Here is a 20,832-nt window from a genome sequence, read left to right as displayed (position 1 = left end):
AATTGGACATACTTTTTCTTTTACTTCTCTATCATCTATCAGTCTATAATCCCATTTAATTCAACGATCCCTTTATCGATTTCTTTCCATTCACTCATTACTTTTTTATAACGATATCGAATAATCACTGCCGCAATCACTCCGATAGCAGTCAAAAAGATATTCAATCCAAAAATCAATGACACATTGATTTTTGCCAATTGACCCGTGATATAGGGAACGACCATTACAGAGACAGATGTTGCAATTGAGTAGTAACTCGTGATTCTTCCTTTTCCTTTTGAAAACAACTCCAACAATACGGCAAGTCCTAATTGCCAGATACCTCCGGCCGCAAAAACACCGATACCGATCGAGCCAATTAAAAACATTGGCACACTTGGAAATACCGTCATACCAATTAACAAGAATAGTGAGATCAACGTACACCAAACAAGTAATAACGTCGGCGCAACCCCTCGTTTTACGATCAATGACGTTAAAAATACGGATGCAAAGGATCCAATGCTATAAGCACTGACCAAAACCAAGCTATTTGAATGATTCATAAGATTTAGTGACTCTGCAAAAGATGGCACCCACAAAATAAAAATATTGAACGTAGATACACAAGTAAAGCTAAAAACTAATAATGCCAATCCTTCAACCTTGAATAGTGGTCGTTTCTCTTTTGTATTCGCCTCGTCTTTTTCAATCGGTGATACATGTTCCTGTATCTGCGTTCTTTCTGGAAATCTAAGTTTAGAAATATACAGTAAATTAAGAAATAGCCCTAAAGCACAGCCGATAAAAACAAGTCCGTAGTAAATGTCATGGTTCAACATAAAGCGTGTCAGCAAAGGTAAAATAAATTGTCCTAAAGAAATAAAGGCTTTATTCAACACGCTAAGAGAGCTATTATCTTTTTCATTTGGATAAGCTTCCATCAAGGTTGGATAAGTACTTGTATCCAAAAAAGCATTGCTAAATCCGGCAAATAGGGCGAAAAATAGACCTTGTATATAATTTTGACTGATCAAAATCCCTAAGAAAAAGATCAAATAACTAATGATCCCCAACTGTACCGTTTTTTTACGTCCAAACTTATCTGAAAAATAACCAGCAAAGTACAAAATCAACACTCGTCCCAAACCAATACCGCTAATAACTAAGGTCACTTGTTGAACAGTTGCTTGCCAGTTATCCATCAAGGCATTAAGATTTTGAGATAAAATAATTGCCGCCATACCTTGAAAAATAAAATTCGTATATAAAGAGCCGATCAAAGAGGTATAATTTTTTTTTGTCGTTTCCATTGCCATTCTCCTAGCTGTTTAAGTTTAACTTTGCTCACCATTTCACTATATATAGTTTAAGAAGAATCGTCTATAATATCTAATGCTTTATTTTTATGTAATCGATAAATGAAATTTATGAATTACTTTTCTATAAACAATTTCTCTAGATCTTTAAAGTAATTATCCTATTATTGCTTACAGAGCGCTACAAGTCAATATTTTATTTTTTTATTCGGCATAATCAAAATAAGCTATAAACGAACTTTTCTAGGTTCGCTTATAGCTTATTTTTTAGTATAGATAACTTAAATCACTAGAAACTGTTGGATACAACATAATCATTTCATTCACTTGTTCTGACAGTAATTTTTGATTGATCATCAAGGTAAACAGATTAATCAGTTGATCTGCCTCATTACCTAGGACTGTTGCTCCAACTAATAGACCTGTCGCTTTTTCGATAATGATTTTCGCTTTGACCAAGGATTCATTGACATGTTTATACGTAAACCATTGAGATAAATCGAGATCTTGCACTTCATATCTTTCATTTTCAAGAGTATCCTGATTTGTTAAACCAACTTGTGCTAATTTAGGTGAGCTAAAAATAATTGTAGGTAAAGCAGGATATTTAATCCCTGTCTGTAAGTTTTCATTAAACAGTTTAACAAGATATCTTCCTTCAAAACTAGAAACAGGTGTTAATTTGGGTTTATCTTTTTGTATACAATCTCCTATTGCGTAAATATTTTCTACAGATGTTTGTAGATATTCGTTTACTTGAATACCTTTATGAGTAAACACAACACCTATTTTTTCCAAATTTAGACCTTCAACATTAGGAATCCGACCCGTTGCGCAGAATACTCGATCTACCAGCAGGGTTCCTTGACTGGTTAAAGAAACTTCAAACTGCTCCTCTATTTTGGTGACTGATTCAGCAGACTCATTTAAATGAAATTGAATTCCTCTGACTTTCAGATTTTCAATCAACGCTTTGGTCAAGTCCTTATCAAATCCTTTCAAAGGTCTTTCATTGTGATGCAATAAATGAACCTCACTGCCGCAGCTGTTGGCAATATTAGCCAGTTCAAGAGAAATATACCCACCACCGACAAATGCGATTTTTTCAGGTAATTCTTTCATATTTAGAAAATCTGTACTCGTACCAAAGTTTTCTTTTCCAGGAATATCTAAAATAGCTGGTCTTTGTCCTGTCGCTAAAATAAATTTATCGGACCGATACTCTTGATTCTCCACTATAATTGTATGCTTGTCTTTAAAACTAGCTTTTCCAGTGATTGTTTGAACCCCAGCATTCCTTAATCCTGCTTTTTGTTCAACTGGTACAGGTTTGGTAAAGGTTTCTTTGAATGTCATTAAGTCGTTCCAGTTTATTTCAGGTACTGCATCAAATCCTATATTTTTCAATTGCAGAAGATTATCCCTTGCTTCAACAGCGCCATAAAGAACTTTTTTAGGATCACACCCTCGATTAGGACAGGTCCCACCCCAAAGATCTTCTTCCACTACAGCAACTTTCGCACCTTTGGCTGATATGTCATATGCTGCTGCCATACCACCAGGTCCACTACCAATAATGATTACATCAAATTTCTCCATTGTAACGTCCTCCTTTATTTTCCAACGTAGTGAAGCTTTATTACAAATGGCTCTCATCACACAATACAGTTTTATTATAGCAAGGGTTTAGAAATAGTGCATAGGATTGACGCTTCACCATATGGAAAAAAACTTGAAGTTTGTTTATCTTCAAGTTTTCCCGTTATTCTTTGTCAACATTAACTCGCTTGACTATTTGATGATCCTACATTTCGCTATCATTAATCGACATTTTAGCTTCGTTCCCTTGACGAAGTATCCATCCACCAATCATCTGTTTCTCCACCCACAACTACTTTATACATTATTTCCATTTTCTTGAATAACTTTTTGATACCAATAAAAACTATCTTTTTTATACCGATTTAAGCTGCCATTTTGAGTTTCATCTTGGTCCACATAAACAAAACCATAACGTTTTTGATAGCCATTCAACCAACTTAATAAATCCGTATACGACCAAGTACAGTACCCTAAAACATCAACACCATCAGTAATCGCTTCTTTGATTGCATGAATATGGCTACTTAAATAGGCAATTCGATAGTCATCATGAATTTCTTTTTCATCTGTCAATTTATCATATTCACCTAGCCCATTTTCAGTGATCAATACAGGAATCCGATAACGGCTAGTAATTCTTCTAAGTGCAATACGCAGCCCTTCTGGATCGATCTCCCAATCCCAGTTTGTTCGTTCAACAAATGGATTTTCCACACGCTTAAAGACACCAGGAAGTCCAGTTTCTTCTGAAGATCCTTTTTCCCCTGTAGTATTCATCTTCCCTAACCCAACTCCATCAATTGGATTAAAAACGACTGTATTCGTTTGATAATAATTGATTCCTAAAAAGTCTGGTTTTCCAGCAGCTAAAAGCTCTTCATCGCCTGTTTCTATCAACGGAGCTAGCCCTTGTTCTTTTAGAATTTTTAGTGCGGCAATCGGGTATTGGCCAAACAAATAAACATCCATCCAAAAATGAGCATTTAAATCTTCAGCGTCTTCTGCTGCTAAGATATTTTTAGGATCACTATTTAAAGAGTAGTTTGGACTGTAGGCAAAACTTGGACCAATTTTTCCCGGCATACCCATTTCATGAAACTTCTTTATAACTGATGCATTCGCTAGATTAGCATAGTGATTTGCTTGATACATTCGCTTAGGATCGCTTACTGCTGGTGGGTGTGAAGCCATTAGATAGCCATGACTGATAAACACATTTTGTTCATTCAAACTAACCCAATAGTTGACCTTACCTCGAAATGCTTCAAATAATGTAACAGCATAATTTGTAAAATCAGCTACAATTTTTCTAGATTCCCAGCCTTGGTACTCGTCTTGAAGCGCTTTCGGTAAATCCCAATGATATAGTGTCAATACAGGTTCAATTTGATTTTTGATTAACTCATCCACTAAATCAATATAAAATTGTAATCCCGCTTGATTGACTTCTCCGCGACCATTAGGAAAAATTCGCGTCCAAGCAACTGAGAAACGATATGCCTTTAAACCTTGCTCTTTCATTAAGGCGATATCTTCTTTATAGCGATGGTAATGGTCAACAGCTTTATCACCATTGGTTCCTTTAAATGTCTTACCAGGTATACGGACAAATTCATCCCAAACAGAAACACCTTTACCTTCTTCATTCCAAGCACCTTCTACTTGATAAGCCGCTGATGCCGAACCCCATAGAAAATCTGTTGAAAACGGATCTAATTGTGTATGCTCCATCTTTATCCTCCTATTTTGTTTTAACCTTTTAGTCATCTTATATATGAAATAATAAATCGACTCACTATAGTAATCATAGCAATTCATAAGAACATACGTCAAATATCAGTTCATCAGAAAGATGGGGACTCAACAAAAAAATCTACATTTTCTGAAAATACAGCTCGCACGCACTTGCATGAGCTCGATTCAACAAACATTAGACATAACTATTGAATTACTTTTCCCACTTTAATTAGCCTTTGAAAAATAATTTTTTTGACTATTTACTGAAAATAAAATAATTTCAAATTAAAATTACTTATATTCTAAAAAAACAAATAATTAAAAACTAAACAGCACAAAAAACAAACGAATCCAAAACAATCACATGATTATAGAAAAATATTTAGTTATTTCAAAAAAATGTTTTTTTAAAATTGATTACTTGTTACTACAAAATCTATACAATCCACGCTTTTATTATTTTCCCCTTTGAGAGTAGTAGAGCATTGTGATATACTAGTAATGCTTTATTTTTCAGTATTTATCTCATATTTTTTTTGAAAGGAGTGAAACTATTTTGGAGGAAGAATACTCACGACGTAAACAGCAACGCCCGCCTTCATCATCCAAAGGCACTATCTTCATTGTTATTTTATTGTTATTTATAAATACACTCGCATTGGGTATTTTGCTATTTCTAAATGTTCAATCAGGTTCAAAACAAGAAGAACAATTAAGTAGTATAGAAAAGCTAGTCAACCAGCTAGACAAAAATCAAGTGACAAACAACCAAACAGCTGCCACAGGTAATACCGAACACAACGTTCCAGTTAGAGAAACTTCTACACAAACAAGCAAAGTAAATGAATCAAGTTCAACTGTTGAAAGCACCAGCCATCAAACTCAAACAACGCCCTCTTCATCAGACGTTGTTGAACAACAAACTGAACGTTCAACGGAACCATCAGTAGCACCTACAGCAACGACTTACACTGTTCAGCCTGGTGATACTCTGTCGGTGATTGCTGAAAGAAATAAGCTATCTCTTCAAGATTTGATGTTAAAAAATAATTTAACTGATTCAACTGTTTATATCGGGCAAGTGTTATCATTACAGTAGAGAACTATTTTCCCACTACATAATTTTATCTAAATGATGACACCTGTTATAAAAAATACAGAGCAAAACGAATAATGTTTTGCTCTGTATTTTTTATGATATTTCCCAAGTTGGCATGGAGACTTATAAAACAAGATACTCAGGAACTTTAATTCGGTCAGGGAATGAGTCAAAACATTAAAAAGGGAGTAGAACATAACTTTACAAGTCATATCCCACTCCCGAGGAATCCAAATAAAAGGTGCGACTCCTTGAAAAAAAAGCTTCTGTTCCGTTCTCTTTTTCTAAATTATCTCAATACATGACCAAATAATTGATTGCATTCCTACATTTGATCATGTCTATAAATTTTTAGCCTTTTACTTATGGCAATGATCTATTCTAAAATTTAAGTTCTTTGGAATCATAACTTCGTCTTTAGAATGAATAAAAGAGATAATCAACTCCACGATTTCTTCTGCCCCTTCATTGATTACAGGGCACTCCTGATAAACTGGAAAACCACCGCCACCACTGGCCCGATAATCGCTTAAAGCAATCGTAAATTCATCAGTATCTTTAATTCTTTGCTTTTTATAAGATAATTCAGTGACACGTTCTCCCGGCTGTTGACAAAGATCGATCGTATAATCAATACCGACAAAAAAGTCAAAATGATAATGTTCAATTTTAGGATACAAGTAACTCGGTGAAATAATCACTTTATTTTGCTCATCTAAACTAAAATAATCCGCATTTTTATCCACCACTTGTTTCAATTGAGCCCCAGTGATTTTGAGCGTAATCAACTGATTCGTATACGGATATGTTGCAATGACATCCCGCATCGTTACATTTCTATGAAATCCAGGTGAGGTATTAGCTAGCGAGACCACTGTGATTTGTGCGTTACTGGCTTGTAACTGAACTGCTCCAATCAATTCTACAACTGGGCTGCCATATAAAGCCATATCTAACTTGTCACTAGCTTTTGCATCACTATTCAGTTTTCCGATTGCTTGATCCAACCAATTTTGTACCTTTGTTTCCAAGGGATCAAGTTTAGCTGTCAAGCTAGCATCTGGTGCTCCAATAGGCTTACCGATTTTAGATGTTATTATGCTGTTATTTTGTCCTTTTTCAATCTCTATTTCAAAATAATTTTGTCCATTTGACGACGGTTGTACAATATATGTTCCGTGTAGTAATTGTCCTTCGATCAACAAATGCTGATGTCCTGTCAGCAATAAATCAAAATCAAGCTCTTCACAAATTTTATAGCCAATATTTTCACTTGTCTTTGATAGAATAGTCCCTGATTTTACGTCTCTTTCAAACCCACCATGATAAATACAAATAGTCAGATCAACCTGCGGCTTCATTTCCTCCAGAGCTTGTTTAGCTGCTATAAATGGATCAGAGATTGTAATATCTTTAATGTTTTCTGCTTTTTCCCAAACATTGATGTAGTCTGTCACTACACCAACAATGCCGACTTTCAAACCATTTTCTAAAGTCTTGATCGTCCAAGGAAATTTTTGCTTCTTACTTTTTGCATCTAGTAAATTTTCGCACACACACGTAGCATCTAATGCTTCTACATAATTATATAAATAGCTTGTTCCATAATTGACATCGTGATTTCCCACTGTTACAAAATCATAACCTGCGCGATTTAGTACTTCTGCTTGCGGAAAGCCCTCTTCTGGATGCGTTTGACAGTATGTTGCCAAAGCAGAACCTTGAAGCATATCTCCACCATCTATAATCAATGTATTCTCCTCTTTTTTAAAATTGGAAATGCATTTTAAAAGCCCTAAATCTCTTTCCTTAGTATCAGCATAATTAGTTGGGAATAAATAACCGTGGATATCAGATGTGTAATAGATTTTCATATGTTTTTCCATTTAGTTTCACCTCAGATCTAATAAATCATTGTTATTCACACTAGCAATATATTCATCAAACACATTATATATATAGTTTGTTTCTAAACGATAGCTTGGGAAAAGTGCTACATTAGATGTTATACGATAATCTGATTGATCCGGCACAAGTTGACCATTTTCTACCCTTAGCCCTTTAACGGTTTGGCTTAATGCTAGTTCGAGTAATTCACTTTTGGACACATGATAGGTCGAAAGTGTATAAGGTGGAATAAAACTAGTTAAAAACGCTCCAATCGTTTTCCCTTTGAGATCAACAGCATAAAAAGTACCTGGGATTTTCTTAGCCAAATACTGATCAAAAAAACTTATATCGAGGTCTTTTTTTAACCATTTTTCATACTCCTCTTTATTATATAAAGGATAACTAACAGAAGGGTATTGTTTTGTCTCAAGCAATTGGGCTTTTTTAGCAGTTACTTGGTTAGCGTGAAGCGAAAAAGTCAATGCACCAATATAATTTCCTCGATAGCCAGGCTGTACAAATGCAGTATTATTTAATACTCCTGCATTGATGCGATGCTGGTGTCCACAAATCACACCATCTATTCCTGAAATTTCACTAATGATTCTATAGGTCTGATCTTCCCCTGTATCATATTGTGTTGGTTCGCCTGTGATCATATCCCGTTCAATTCCGCCATGATAACTGATTATCAATACATCGACCTGCTCGCGGACAAGCGGCACCCATTTGTTTAAGCTCTCAATCACATTGATAAATTTAAGATCCATGATTTGTTCGTAAGCAGTAATTTGCGGCATCGCACTAGTCGTCACTCCAATTATACCAACCTTGCATCCTTTACGCTCAATGATCGTATAAGGCTCAAAGATTAATTCATCTGACAAATCCAAAACATTGGCACAAAGATATTTCCCATTGAATGCGGCAGCTTGACGTTTTAAAAATTCGATACCATAATCAAAATCATGATTTCCCGGAATCATTACATCAAATCCAATTTTGTTCGCAAGCTCTATCAACGGTGAAATTGCTGTAGTCGTATTAAAAAAAGTAGTCTCAGGACTACCTACTAAAAAATCACCATTATCAATCAAAATTGGTTCATGATAGTTTTCAGCAATTGCAGGAAGAGAACAGATACCGTTCTCTTCCTTTGCTGTTGCTGTAAAAAAACCATGAACATCCGTCGTACTTAATATCGTTAATTCATTCATTTTTTCATCCTCACGAATTACTGTAATTTTTTACGTAAATAACCAGTTACAGCATCAATCAAGAATACTGTAATGATAATGCCAAACAAAATGATTCCAACTCTACCCCAATTTCTAGCTTGAATCGCAAATATCATCGGAGCGCCAATTCCACCAGCTCCAACTAAACCAAGTGTAGCTGCACTACGGACTGCGATTTCAAAATGATTCAATGCTAACGATAAAAATGTTGGAATCAATTGCGGCAGGCGTGCATAAAACAGGGTCTGCCAAAAGTTTGCCCCAACAGCCGTCATTGATTCTACTGGCGCTTCATCCATTGATTCGATTTCTTCTGTATATAACTTACCTAGCATACCAATCTGATGAACACCAATTGCTAATACTCCAGCAAATGGTCCAGGACCTACCATTTTCACAAAAATGATCGCATAAACAAGTTCTGGAAATGCTCTTAATACATTACAAATGAACTTACCTATTTTGGAAACGATCGTATTTGATTTCCACAAATTATGGGCACTAATAAAAGTTAATGGTAATGCTAAAACTGTCGCAATCACAGTACCTAAAAAGGCAATACCGATCGTTAATAACAATAAACTTAATAGATCTTCCCCGCTGCCATCATAAACATAGCCCCAATCAGGTTGAAACAAGCCAGAAAGAACCGATTTGACCATATCAAACGACATATTACCAGCTTCTGAATAATCGATGCCTGCTGCTGAATACAGAATAATTGCTAAAACAACGATAATTGGTAAATAGCTTTTTACTTTTCGACTCATGCTCATTATACCAACCTCTTTCTGATAATTTCACTGATCCAATCAATCGTGATCACTACCACTAATATAGATAGAATAATGATCGACACACGATCATAGCGCATCAAACTCAATGAAGAGTTCAAGATCACACCAATACCGCCGGCTCCAACATAACCTAAAATCGTCGATGCACGAATATTTACTTCAAAAGCATACAAAGAATAACTAGCAATTTGGTGAGAAATCTGCGGTGCAATCGACCAAAAAGCAATCTGTGTTTTTGTTGCCCCAACGGATTCAGCGGCTTCGATCGGTCCATGATCGATCGTTTCGATGGCTTCATAAACTAATTGTGAAACCATCCCAAATGTAAATACTGCAATCGTCAATACACCCGTGAATTCCCCGATCCCAAACATGGCAACAAACAAAGCTGCTAATAATAAATTGGGAATCGTCCGAACAATACTCATTAGAAAACGGATAATCGTTGTTACAAAAAAGTTTCTTGTCACAACAGTTGTTGCTAGAAATGCAAAGGGTACAGCAAAAATCACCCCAAGTGTTGTACCGACTACAGACATTTTGATTGTTTTCAGCATCGGTTCAATGATTTTAGGAATATAACTCCAGTCAGGACTGAGAAAACGTTGTAAAAAAATCCCCATCTGATCCAAGTTATTAAAGACATCCGCCATTTGTGCTCCTGTGACTTGAGCACTTGAAACGACACAAAGAAGAACTAACGCCACAATAAATAAATGCTTATATAAATCACGATGAATCGTATCTCTCAATTTCATTGTGCAACACCTTCAGTTTGTTTCAAAATATCTGCACCATAAATGCTTGTTAAGACTTCGTCTGTCGCCTCTTCTGCTGTTCCATCAAAAACCACTTCTCCATCACGTAAGCCAATGATTCGACTAGAAAATTCACGGGCCAAATCAACCGAGTGAAGATTGATTACCACAGTGTGGTTCAATTCTTGATTGATTTTTTTTAAATCTTTCATGATTTTTTGTGTCGTGATCGGGTCTAGTGAAGCTACAGGTTCATCCGCCAAAATAATTGATGCTTGCTGAACCAACGTTCGGGCAATGGATACACGTTGTTGCTGTCCGCCACTTAATTCATCGCTTCGTGAATGCAGTTTATCCGCTAAGCCAACACGTCCTAATGCATCGTTTACTAAAGCATAATCGTCTTTTGAAAAAATGCCAAAGATACTTTTAAATGTAGAGTAATAACCTAACCTACCTGAAATAACATTTTTTTGAACAGAGCTTTTTTTCACTAAATTAAAGTGTTGAAAAATCATACCGACATTTCTACGAATCTTACGTAAGTCTCTCTTATTCGCTTTTGTGATCGAAGCACCATCAATGATAATATTCCCTTCACTGATTTCATTCAAACGATTGATTGAGCGCAGTAAAGTACTTTTTCCAGCACCACTTAGTCCGATCACTGAAACAAACTCCCCATCATTGATCGTTAAATTAATATTTTTTAGTCCTTTGACCCCATTATTATAGGTTTTTGTTACATTTTCAAACTGAATCATGATTTCTCCTTTTGATAATATAAAATAGAAAAGCTGAACGAAACCCGCTCAGCTTTCAATCTTTCCATAAATACAACAAAGCTTTATTCTGCTGCTTTTTCTGTATATTCTTCAACTGTATCGTAGTTTTTATCATCTGCTTCTACATAGCCTTTGTGTCCCCACATTGCCATCGCTTGTGCACCTTCAGTGTCATTAGGCATTGCCAAGAAAACGTCTTTGACTTTGGCTTGTAACTCTTTATCCATTTTTGGTTGAACAGCGATTGCATCATTTGGAATGTCGCCTTTTGTTAGATATAAGACTTTTAAGTCTTTGAATAAATCGTCTTTTTCAAATTTTGAAGCAAACACGTTACGAGCACCTTCAAAGACAAAACAAGCATCTTGTTGTCCATTTAAAACAGCAGTGATTTCACTTGGGATATCATTTACCGTTGTCAATGTCACATCTTTTGTTGGGTCGATCCCAGCTTCCTTCATTTCAACGACAGGATAAATGTAACCGCTAGCTGAATTGGGACTTAAGCTAGCAATTTTTTTGCCTTTTAAATCTTTTAAAGAATCGATCCCACTATCTGCACGAACTAACACTTCACCTTTAAATGTGCTTGATAGTTTATCTGGTTCTGGTTTACCTGTTTCACGATTAAAAGCTCCTAATTCAGAAGATAAAATCGCTGTTGCTGCTTTTTGATTTCGCGCTTGAACATATGCTGATGGCGGCATGATCCCGATATCTACCTTGCCCGATGCCATAGCTTCAACAATCGTCGAATAATCCGTTGCCAAAGTAACATTGACATCACGACCTAATTTTTCAGTTAAATATTTTGCGAAAGGTTTCGCTTTGGCTTCCATTGAGCCATCATTATTGGTTGGGACAAATTGTAACTCCAATGGTTTCGTATCATCTGCAGCTTTTTTGTCATTTGCCCCTCCGCATCCTGTAAGTAATCCTACACTTAAACCAATAACAGACAGCAACCCTAACAATTTCGTTCTCTTTTTCACTCTTTCCATCCCTTCGCATTGCGATATTACTAAAGCTGATATTCGTCTCATACTCTAGCTATATCCATTGTATTTTAGTGGTGTAAATTTATCATAATAATGAAGTAAATATTGTGTAAATTCTCTGAAATCCACTTCATTATTACTTATGTAAAACAATGGAGCAAATGCTCGGTACATTTCAGTAAATTTCACTGAATTTCTCATTAAAAATGAATATACCAAACTAAAATTAGTATAGCATAAATTCGATTTTTTTCTAGACTACTTTTCATTTTCCACTTATTTTATTCTCATTTATCTTTTTTGCAAAAAGGTACAAAAAACCTTTATTATCCAGTTCTTTTTGTGTTTTATTACTAATTGTTATTGCCTATTTACATCTAATTATTGTTATACTTTCAGCTTAAATCTCTCATTCTCACTAAAACGTAATAATCAGCTTTATTTCAGTCTCCAAAAATCAACTATTTTTTTACACTAAGTTTAATATATACTATCTTTATTCCTTACTACTCAAGTAAGATTTTCAGCGTCTAATAAACAATTTTAGGTGCTCTATACATGCTTTTATTGATAAAAAAACGTTAGACAATCGTTTATAAAAATAATTATGTAAATAATGATCGAATAATGACATCATGAAAATATCATAATTAATTTTTTATAATACGTTTTCAACATTGGTTAATCGAAAATAAGGAGGATATTTATGAAAATTTTTAAAAAATTATTTGTCATTAGTACCATGCTCGTATTTTTTGGTACTTTCTTTTCTAATTATGCAAATGCAGAGGAGCAAGAATCACCTCGCTCAGGTGCCTATACTTCAACTACGGCATTCTTATCTAACCTTGATATGAGAATCGAAGATGAACAATATACAGGTAAAATGAATGATTTATTATTAACTGTGGATAAACAATCATTTACACTAAATTTTAAATTAAACAATGAAACGCACGTGTTTAAAGGGAAAAAAGACCCAAATAAATCTGCATTCACTGCTTGCGATCGTTACGTAATCGATACAATTGATGAACAAAAGGTTGGCACAAATATAGTCATTGAGTTTTTCCATTTTTCTGGTTCTAATTACCAAACCTTCCAAGCTTACACTACTAAAAATGCTCAAACAATCGTAGGAGCAAATGTAAGTTTAAGAACAAGCGGCGCTTTATACAAAAAATAATAACTATTTTCTCTACCAATGTTGAAAATGAGTACAACTAAAAAAGGATGTTCAGAACAAACAACAATTGTTCTAAACATCCCTTTTTTTTATTACATTATTTTTCCGGATACATTTGGTCTGCCAATTTTTCGATTCCATCCAATGATTGGTATCCATAGCCAAACATGTAATTGTAATCCACCGCATAAACTTTTTTATTTTTTACCGCCTTCATGCTGGAAAGTTTTTGATTTTTCAACACAGCATCGATCATTTTCTCACCAGATATTCCATCTTTCATGGTGCTCCAGTCAGCTACGATCAAAACATCAGGATCGGTTTCGATCAGTTTTTCTACACTAACTTCCCCTTTCTCATTTTTAAAGACATTCTCTAGTTTTACCATTTTAAAAATATCATTGAAAAAAGTTTCGTTGTTCGCTGGATAAACGTATAATTCTTCTGGATCAGTTGTATGAAGATAGGCAAAAGTTTGATCGTCTTTGATTTTAGTTAACTTTTTATCCACTGTTGCTTGACGTTCTTTCAACTCCGCTTTAAAAGCATCAGCTTTCTCTGTTACATTGAAAACTTCACCTAAATTGTCGATATCTTCATAAACGGAATCAAATGTCCCACCTGTGACAGAAGAGTTCAAAACGAACGTTTTTATCCCCATATCATTTAGCGAATCTACAGTTCCCACACCCCAATCCTGGTTGTCAAACAAACCACCACGTCCATATACCAAATCAGGATCAACACTTAACGCCATTTCTTTGCCAATATAATCTGTTGATAAATGGTTCAATTCATTAAATTCTTTTTCAACAGCTTTATCTGGTTCACCAAAAACAGCGCCGACACCAACGATTTTATCTTTTAACCCTAAATGCAGTAATAATTCTGCGGCTGGTTGTGTATTGGCCAGAACTTTTTCTGGTACTTTATCGAAAGTTTGCTCTTTCTTTTGCCAGCTTTCCGCCCCTTCTGCTTTCGTAAAATTTTGGACCGTTACAGGATATCCTTCACTCTGGTTCTTTTTATCCGTCTTCTGCTCTTTTTGTCCACAACCAGCTAACATTGTTAAACCTAGTAAAGTAATAATAAGTGTTTTTTTCATTTTTTCCCTTCCTCTACTTAAAATTGAAATCTAGTGACTAATCTAATGAATAGGCAAAACCTAAACGATGCGTCACTGGATTTTGATAAATCGTACATTTAACCCCATAAATTTCTTCGATCAACTCAGCTGTAAATAACGCTTTCGGAGTACCTTCGGCAATGATTTCCCCCGCTTTCATTGCATAAATGTAGTCACAGTAATGGGCCGCTAATTCTAAATCATGTAATGCTGCTAATACACCAATTCCCAGATTTTTCACACAATTCAGTATTTCCAATTGATAACGAATATCCAAGTGATTGGTTGGCTCATCTAAAATCATATAACTAGGCTGTTGTGCAATTGTCCGAGCTAAAATGACCCGCTGTTTCTCTCCGCCTGATAACGATAAGAAACTTCGGTCCGAATAGCTAGTCAGATTAGTCTTAGCTAAAGCATTCATCACAATGTCGATATCTTCTTGAGTGTCTGATTCTAATAATTTTTTATGCGGTGTTCGACCCAATAACACCATTTGAAAAACGCTTAGATCAAAATTTAGTTCATTAAATTGATTAACAACTCCTAGTTTTTGAGCGACTTTCTTTTCAGAAACTGACAAAAGATCTAAATCATCTAAAAATACACTGCCCGCTTGCGGTTTGATCCCTTTATAAATTCCTTTTAACATCGTCGATTTACCACAACCATTTGCTCCGATGACCCCCACAAATTGTTTCTTTTGTGTTTGAAAAGAAATGCTTTTAACGATCGACTCTTGCCCGATCATAATGCCTAAGTCTTTTACCTTTAGCTCCATTGTTAGCCTCCAAAATTGTAGCCTTTTTTGACGATGATATAAATAAATAGTGGCGCACCGATCACAGAAGTAATGATCCCGATCGGCAGTTCAACGCTTGGAATGATGGTTCTCGAAAGGACATCCGCCCAAATCATAAATAGTGAACCCGATAAAGCGACGATCGGTAATAATCGTTTATGATCCGAACCAATCAATCCGCGCACAATATGAGGAATGATCAACCCCACAAAGCCAATCATTCCAGAATAAGCCACGATCACACCTGTCAAAAGTGCTGCTAACAATAAATACAACTGACGATATTTACTCAAGGGAACCCCTAAAGTAATTGCCGCCTCATCGCCTAGTAACATGACATTTAAAATACGATGTTGAAATAAGAAAAATCCTGTAATCACTACAACCGTGATCGATAACACCGAAAGCTTATTCCAACTAGCTGATGCCAAGCTTCCCATAGCCCAAAAGGTTACTGTCTTCATCCCTTCAGCATTATTCGCCAGATACACAATAAAACTGGAAATCGAGCTGCATAGCGCGCCAATCACTGAACCTGATAAAACGAGTTTAACAGACGTCATCCGACCACCGATCCCTGATAAAATCAATACTCCGAAAGCCGCTGCCATTGCTCCCACAAAAGCACCAAAAGCCAAACCAAACTGAGAAAAAATACTTCCTGTACCAAATCCAACTAAAATCGCAAAAGTAGCACCTAGCGAAGCACCTGAAGAAATCCCTAAAATATAAGGGTCAGCTAATGGATTTTGAACAACAGCCTGCATCACTGCACCAGTTATAGCCAAACCCATTCCTACAAAAACAGCTAAAATCACTCGCGGCGTCCGGACAAACCAAATAATATTTACCGCTGAATTACTGCTGATCTCTTCTAGAGAGCCGACTCTGCTACCAGATATTTTAGTTAGTAAAATCTGAACAATATCTTCCGCTGAAATATTGGCTTGCCCATTGATCAAAGAATAAAGAATTGAAAAAAATATAAGAACTACTAGAAATAAAAGAATCAATGGATAATAGTGTTGTGTTTTAGCTTTGACCTTGTGATCGTTTGTCTTGATTGCCTGCAAAAAAATACGCCTCCTGTGTATCTGAAAATCTGTACTGCTAATTGCTGCCCTTTATATCTGTCAGTTTATCAGACAGATGAGTTGTCCATTGTTCTACTGGTTTTCTACGACTTGTTGGTAATTTCATCGTTGCATCAACTACGCTAATATCAAGCAAACCGATAATTTGTCGATTCGTTTCTACCCCAACAGCTTGTTTGAATACTTCGTCGAAAATCACTGGAATCGTGCGCCAAGTAACGCCAATGTCTCTTGACCAAGCCGCTAATTGAAAGTTTTGAATAAACGCTGAAACTGCCCCAATCGCTTCTAAGTTCAACTTTTCACTTTCACAAATAGGCGCAGTGACAATCAATGTTAGTGGAACATCCAAAAAATACTCACGTGTTCTCTTTTTAGCCTTCGTTACATTTTGTGGATCATAATTTGCCCAAGTATCCAACCGATCATAACTGTCCATGATTTTTTCTACGAATAACTGACGATCGTATGGATTAGCAACAATAATTACTTCCCACGGCTCTTCTTTAGAGTGATAAGGAGCATAACTGGAACTTGTTAATAGTTCATCTATAACTTCCAGAGAAATCGTTTGATCCGATACTGTTCGAATCGTTCGGCGAGCTCTTATGATTTGCTCAACTGAATCTATGTTCATCGTTTTTCTCCTATTCTTTTACCATTTTATGTTCGATAGATCTATAGAATAACTTTACACACCATTTGAAAGTGATAATCATTCTCAATTAGATTTTAAGAGTACCATTACATTATTTTATTTGCAAGTTTCTTTTCTATTTTTTAGAACAAAAAAACTGCCTGATCGGGCTATATCAAATCAGACAGCTTTTGTTTTTTATAACAATGTAAAGGATTTCTCTTGTGTGTCTTTCACATTTGGGCCAACAAAAACAATAAATGCTCCTGGTTCTGCGTCAAATGTCATATTCTTCGTATAAAATTTTAATTCTTCTTTGGTTAAATCAAAATATACGGTCTTTTCTTCGTCAGCATCTAACGCCACTTTTTGAAAAGCTTTCAATTCTTTTACTGGACGGACAACGGAACCTGTCACATCTTGAACATATAGCTGAACGGTTTCGGTTGTTGTGCGTTTGGATATATTTTTCACTTTAACCGAAACTTTTAGTGTCTCATGCATCTGTTCGCTACTTAATGTTAAATCAGTATACATAACTTTACTGTAGGATAAACCGTAACCAAATGAGAACAAAGGATCATTTGGACTGTCTAAATACTTAGAAACGAAACGTCCTTTATGAGTTGGACTTGTTAACGGACGCCCTGTTTTAAATTCACTATAATACATTGGCAATTGTCCGACCGAATAAGGGAAACTCATACTTAAACGTCCAGTTGGATTGGTTTGGCCGAAAATAATATCAGCTAAAGCATTTCCGCCTTCTGTTCCTGGAAACCATGCTTGAACGATCCCATCTACAAGTTCTACTTCTTTTGTTAAAACTAAGGGTCTGCCACTGATTACAATCAAGACTGTTTTCTTATTTAACTCTGCTATTTTTTGTAAAAAGTCTTGTTGTATCTTAGGCAACGTAATGTCCGTGCGACTGCCTGCCTCACCACTTTGCATCGTATGTTCGCCTAACGCAAGTACGACCGTATCTGCTTGTTTTGCTAATGTTAAAGCTTGGCTAAGTTCTTGTTCTTTCATCGCATCTGTTAATCCTAATTGTTCGATCTGATCTTTAGTTGCACCGAACTCACCTAAAAATGTGTAATCTTCCAACATGTCGCATCCTTGAGTATAGAGTAGATGCTCAGAATCCAGATAGTGTTCAAATCCTTTTTTGATCGTCACGACATCTTCACGTTTTCCATGAACAGCCCACAAGCCAATCAATTCTTGGTTATCGCCGTAGGGACCGACTAATAAGACCTTCTCTTGATTTGGCGTTAATGGTAAAACATCTCGTTTATTTTGCAGTAGCACAACGGATTCAGAGGAAACTTTTTTCGCTAAGTGACGTTTTTCTTCGGTTAAAAAAACACATTCTTCCTGTTCCTGACTTGCACCGCGATAAGGATCTTCAAATAATCCTAAATCATTTTTCAGTTTTAAAACGCGGTAGACGGATCGATCAACCAACTCAGTACTGATCTCACCATCTTCGATCAAGGGTTCCAACTCTTTCGCATAGCAAGGGGTCTTCATATCAATATCTGTTGTTGCTTCAATAGCTAGTTTCGTCGCTTCTCGATCATCAGTTGCTACACCATGAGCGATCAATTCTTGAATTGCTGCATAATCAGAGATAATGACCCCATCAAAGCCCCATTCTTTCCGTAAAATATCTTCCAATAAAAATTTACTCCCTGTCACTGGCATGCCATCATATGTGTTAAATGACGTCATGACTAATTGACAGCCAGCATCGACAGCTGCTTTATAAGAAGGTAAGTAATCTTGACGTAACCTGCGTTCTGACATATCAACTGTATTATATTCTCGACCGCCTTCTGCCGCACCATAAGCCGCAAAATGCTTCACACAAGAAGCGATTCCTCCGCCATTAAGTAAATCTTTTTGCAAACCTGTCACCATTGCTTTAGCAAAGGCTGAATTCAGCACTGGGTCTTCCCCAGTAGATTCCAAGCTTCGCCCCCAACGAGCATCGCGTACTAAATCAACCATTGGTGCAAACGTTACATGAGCACCCGCTGCCTTTGATTCTTCTGCTGTTTGCTCATAAGCTTCTTCGATCAACGCAGGATTCCACGTTGCACCTAATCCTAATGGAATTGGAAAAATCGTACGATAACCATAAATAATATCTGCCATGAAAAGTAACGGAATCTTATGGCGACTTTTCTTCAAATAACGATCTTGGATTTCCCTTGTTTTCTCTGCGCCAGTGACATTTAAAACCGAACCAACTTTATCCACGATTTTTTGATCGATCCCTAATTTTTTTTGTGGTCCAACAGCTAATTGATCCGCATGGAAAAAATCACCTGACAACTGAACCAATTGTCCGATTTTTTCTGGCCAACTTAACGAATCAAGTAATCCTTTTAATTTTGTCTCTTCCATTTTTACACCTCTTCACTTTGCTCTCTCAGATATGTTTTTTTATCTAAACGCTTGAACCATGGATACCAAAGAAGTGGTGATAATACTAGTTGAATCACTAATTGTAAAATAATCACAGAAATACTTCCTTGAACAGCAGCATGAAACCCGACTGGCAACCCAAAAATCGCTTGCACTCCGACAAATTTTGACACTAGCCCGATTTTCGTTAAAACATACGCTAAAATCAAGCCAATACTATTATTAAATATAAACGGCACCGCTAAATCAAAATTCAATACTAAAGGCGTTCCAAAAATTACTGGCTCTGTAATTCCAAACAATGCCGGCACAATGGAGATTTTCCCAACTTCTCGATACTGCTTACTTTTAGCCCGCAACATCAATAGCACTAAACCTAATGCCATGCCCCCAAATGTAATAATATTGAAAAATGCTAAACCAACGATATTCGGCGGCGTTTGACCAGCTGTTACAGCATTCATATTTTCAACATCCATTGCCATCCACAATGGCGTTACTAAAGGTAGGATCACATTCGTTCCATGAATTCCGAAAAACCAAAGTATCTGTTGGATTAAACTCAAAATAATCATAGCACCGATTGAACCGCCAATTCCTTTTAATGGTTCTTGAATAATCGTGTAAACAAACTGATGCATATTACCAAACGCAGTTAAACTAAACCCGAGATCAACTAAAATAAATAATATCCCGATCAAGACTGTTGGAATCAATGATTCAAACATACGTGTCACCATTGGCGGTACACCTTCCGGCATTTTGATCGTCCAACCTTTACGCTTGATCGCTATAAACAAACGTCCAACAACTAACCCTACGATCATAGCCGAGAAGACACCTTGCGCACTTAACCAAGTGGTTGGTAATGCCGCAATCTCATCAGCCGTCTTATCTAGAGGTGTGATCAAAAGAAAACTCATTAATGAAATAATTCCTGCCGCAACGTAATCTTCTTTTTCATCCAATTTACGAACTAAATTGATCGCCATCAAAACTGAAATGTATAATGCTAGAGAACCAATCGTAAAGGTATTGACTTTTCCTAATAATGCAATCACTTGTGTAAATTCTTGTAACGTTTTAGACATGTTCATAAAAACAACTAATAATACCGCAATCGAACCGATAAAGACTGGACCTAATGTTGACATCATGGCGCCAGAAATAGCTTGAAGATAAGGATTATTTCCCATTTTATCAAAAAATGGACTCACCTTATCAAAAAGACCGATTAACTTTTTCTTCATGTTTATTTCCCCTCTCAATATCCAGTAAGCGCTTTACTTAAATTCAGTATACTGAGTATTCCTTCATATTTCTGTGCTAATTTCGTCTTCAAATCG

At 36.1% G+C, this 20,832-nt stretch carries 17 protein-coding genes; 2 read left to right on the top strand and 15 right to left on the bottom strand.

Annotation, left to right across the window (positions count from 1 at the left end; all coding sequences use genetic code 11):
- Window positions 1-38: 38 nt before the first annotated feature.
- The 3 genes from AC4BB7_RS03095 to AC4BB7_RS03085 all read right to left on the bottom strand — a co-directional run bounded on the left by AC4BB7_RS03095 (window position 39) and on the right by AC4BB7_RS03085 (window position 4,634).
- A complete protein-coding gene (locus AC4BB7_RS03095) occupies window positions 39-1,295 on the bottom strand; it encodes an MFS transporter (RefSeq protein ID WP_490484391.1) in 1,257 nt (418 codons plus the stop codon).
- 273 nt (window positions 1,296-1,568) lie between these two features.
- Window positions 1,569-2,957, bottom strand: coding sequence for a dihydrolipoyl dehydrogenase family protein (locus tag AC4BB7_RS03090; protein ID WP_490484390.1), 1,389 nt, complete (start codon window positions 2,955-2,957; stop codon window positions 1,569-1,571).
- 240 nt (window positions 2,958-3,197) lie between these two features.
- Window positions 3,198-4,634: a glycoside hydrolase family 1 protein gene (locus AC4BB7_RS03085; RefSeq protein WP_086315470.1), complete on the bottom strand. Its 1,437-nt coding sequence runs from the start codon at window positions 4,632-4,634 to the stop codon at window positions 3,198-3,200.
- Window positions 4,635-5,196: 562 nt separating this feature from the next.
- Here AC4BB7_RS03085 and AC4BB7_RS03080 point away from each other — a divergent pair.
- The gene (locus AC4BB7_RS03080; RefSeq protein WP_086315469.1) at window positions 5,197-5,739 is read left to right on the top strand and encodes a LysM peptidoglycan-binding domain-containing protein; all 543 of its coding nucleotides are present in this window, start codon (window positions 5,197-5,199) and stop codon (window positions 5,737-5,739) included.
- Between the two features lie 359 nt (window positions 5,740-6,098).
- On the opposite strand, the gene AC4BB7_RS03075 is transcribed toward AC4BB7_RS03080, so the two are convergent.
- From AC4BB7_RS03075 to AC4BB7_RS03050, 6 genes are all read right to left on the bottom strand, one after another.
- Window positions 6,099-7,625, bottom strand: a complete 1,527-nt coding sequence (locus AC4BB7_RS03075; RefSeq protein WP_490484389.1) for a bifunctional metallophosphatase/5'-nucleotidase — start codon at window positions 7,623-7,625, stop codon at window positions 6,099-6,101.
- A gap of 6 nt (window positions 7,626-7,631) precedes the next feature.
- On the bottom strand, window positions 7,632-8,846 hold the full coding sequence (locus AC4BB7_RS03070; RefSeq protein ID WP_490484388.1) for a metallophosphoesterase: 1,215 nt from the start codon (window positions 8,844-8,846) through the stop codon (window positions 7,632-7,634).
- 17 nt (window positions 8,847-8,863) lie between these two features.
- Entirely contained in the window at window positions 8,864-9,637 is a 774-nt protein-coding gene (phnE, locus tag AC4BB7_RS03065; RefSeq protein WP_490485113.1) for a phosphonate ABC transporter, permease protein PhnE, read from the bottom strand.
- A gap of 5 nt (window positions 9,638-9,642) precedes the next feature.
- Complete coding sequence (phnE, locus tag AC4BB7_RS03060; RefSeq protein WP_086315465.1) at window positions 9,643-10,422, bottom strand: phosphonate ABC transporter, permease protein PhnE; 780 nt, start codon at window positions 10,420-10,422, stop codon at window positions 9,643-9,645.
- On the bottom strand, window positions 10,419-11,186 hold the full coding sequence (gene phnC / locus AC4BB7_RS03055) for a phosphonate ABC transporter ATP-binding protein (protein WP_086315464.1): 768 nt from the start codon (window positions 11,184-11,186) through the stop codon (window positions 10,419-10,421). The genes phnE (AC4BB7_RS03060) and phnC overlap by 4 nt, the downstream gene beginning before the upstream one ends.
- 83 nt (window positions 11,187-11,269) lie before the next feature.
- Window positions 11,270-12,208, bottom strand: coding sequence for a phosphate/phosphite/phosphonate ABC transporter substrate-binding protein (locus tag AC4BB7_RS03050; RefSeq protein WP_490484387.1), 939 nt, complete (start codon window positions 12,206-12,208; stop codon window positions 11,270-11,272).
- A 703-nt stretch (window positions 12,209-12,911) separates the two neighbouring features.
- Here AC4BB7_RS03050 and AC4BB7_RS03045 point away from each other — a divergent pair.
- On the top strand, window positions 12,912-13,391 hold the full coding sequence (locus AC4BB7_RS03045; protein WP_490484386.1) for a hypothetical protein: 480 nt from the start codon (window positions 12,912-12,914) through the stop codon (window positions 13,389-13,391).
- A 97-nt stretch (window positions 13,392-13,488) separates the two neighbouring features.
- On the opposite strand, the gene AC4BB7_RS03040 is transcribed toward AC4BB7_RS03045, so the two are convergent.
- From AC4BB7_RS03040 to AC4BB7_RS03015, 6 genes are all read right to left on the bottom strand, one after another.
- Window positions 13,489-14,496 (bottom strand): ABC transporter substrate-binding protein, encoded by a 1,008-nt coding sequence (locus AC4BB7_RS03040; RefSeq protein ID WP_490484385.1) that lies wholly within the window; start codon window positions 14,494-14,496, stop codon window positions 13,489-13,491.
- 37 nt (window positions 14,497-14,533) lie between these two features.
- Entirely contained in the window at window positions 14,534-15,298 is a 765-nt protein-coding gene (locus AC4BB7_RS03035; RefSeq protein WP_490484384.1) for an ABC transporter ATP-binding protein, read from the bottom strand.
- Between the two features lie 2 nt (window positions 15,299-15,300).
- The gene (locus AC4BB7_RS03030; protein WP_490484383.1) at window positions 15,301-16,392 is read right to left on the bottom strand and encodes a FecCD family ABC transporter permease; all 1,092 of its coding nucleotides are present in this window, start codon (window positions 16,390-16,392) and stop codon (window positions 15,301-15,303) included.
- Window positions 16,393-16,429: 37 nt separating this feature from the next.
- Window positions 16,430-17,050: a nitroreductase family protein gene (locus AC4BB7_RS03025; RefSeq protein WP_490484382.1), complete on the bottom strand. Its 621-nt coding sequence runs from the start codon at window positions 17,048-17,050 to the stop codon at window positions 16,430-16,432.
- Window positions 17,051-17,248: 198 nt separating this feature from the next.
- Complete coding sequence (gene bglX, locus AC4BB7_RS03020) at window positions 17,249-19,465, bottom strand: beta-glucosidase BglX (protein ID WP_490484381.1); 2,217 nt, start codon at window positions 19,463-19,465, stop codon at window positions 17,249-17,251.
- Between the two features lie 2 nt (window positions 19,466-19,467).
- Window positions 19,468-20,736 (bottom strand): PTS sugar transporter subunit IIC, encoded by a 1,269-nt coding sequence (locus AC4BB7_RS03015; protein ID WP_086315457.1) that lies wholly within the window; start codon window positions 20,734-20,736, stop codon window positions 19,468-19,470.
- Window positions 20,737-20,832 lie beyond the last annotated feature (96 nt).

The organism is Enterococcus sp. AAFC-DPL-5182 (genome assembly GCF_058216605.1).
The sequence above is the reverse complement of the archived record's forward strand: the minus strand, read 5'-3'. Positions and strand labels throughout refer to the sequence as shown.

Bases quoted from the DNA above. Each gene is read 5' to 3' on its own strand.
- AC4BB7_RS03095 (WP_490484391.1), bottom strand. From the start codon at position 1,295: ATGGAAACGACAAAAAAAAATTATACCTCTTTGATCGGCTCTTTATAT.
- AC4BB7_RS03090 (WP_490484390.1), bottom strand. From the start codon at position 2,957: ATGAGAGCCATTTGTAATAAAGCTTCACTACGTTGGAAAATAAAGGAG.
- AC4BB7_RS03085 (WP_086315470.1), bottom strand. From the start codon at position 4,634: ATGGAGCATACACAATTAGATCCGTTTTCAACAGATTTTCTATGGGGT.
- AC4BB7_RS03075 (WP_490484389.1), bottom strand. From the start codon at position 7,625: ATGGAAAAACATATGAAAATCTATTACACATCTGATATCCACGGTTAT.
- AC4BB7_RS03070 (WP_490484388.1), bottom strand. From the start codon at position 8,846: ATGAATGAATTAACGATATTAAGTACGACGGATGTTCATGGTTTTTTT.
- phnE (WP_490485113.1), bottom strand. From the start codon at position 9,637: ATGAGTCGAAAAGTAAAAAGCTATTTACCAATTATCGTTGTTTTAGCA.
- phnE (WP_086315465.1), bottom strand. From the start codon at position 10,422: ATGAAATTGAGAGATACGATTCATCGTGATTTATATAAGCATTTATTT.
- phnC (WP_086315464.1), bottom strand. From the start codon at position 11,186: ATGATTCAGTTTGAAAATGTAACAAAAACCTATAATAATGGGGTCAAA.
- AC4BB7_RS03050 (WP_490484387.1), bottom strand. From the start codon at position 12,208: ATGGAAAGAGTGAAAAAGAGAACGAAATTGTTAGGGTTGCTGTCTGTT.
- AC4BB7_RS03045 (WP_490484386.1), top strand. From the start codon at position 12,912: ATGAAAATTTTTAAAAAATTATTTGTCATTAGTACCATGCTCGTATTT.
- AC4BB7_RS03040 (WP_490484385.1), bottom strand. From the start codon at position 14,496: ATGAAAAAAACACTTATTATTACTTTACTAGGTTTAACAATGTTAGCT.
- AC4BB7_RS03035 (WP_490484384.1), bottom strand. From the start codon at position 15,298: ATGGAGCTAAAGGTAAAAGACTTAGGCATTATGATCGGGCAAGAGTCG.
- AC4BB7_RS03025 (WP_490484382.1), bottom strand. From the start codon at position 17,050: ATGAACATAGATTCAGTTGAGCAAATCATAAGAGCTCGCCGAACGATT.
- bglX (WP_490484381.1), bottom strand. From the start codon at position 19,465: ATGGAAGAGACAAAATTAAAAGGATTACTTGATTCGTTAAGTTGGCCA.
- AC4BB7_RS03015 (WP_086315457.1), bottom strand. From the start codon at position 20,736: ATGAAGAAAAAGTTAATCGGTCTTTTTGATAAGGTGAGTCCATTTTTT.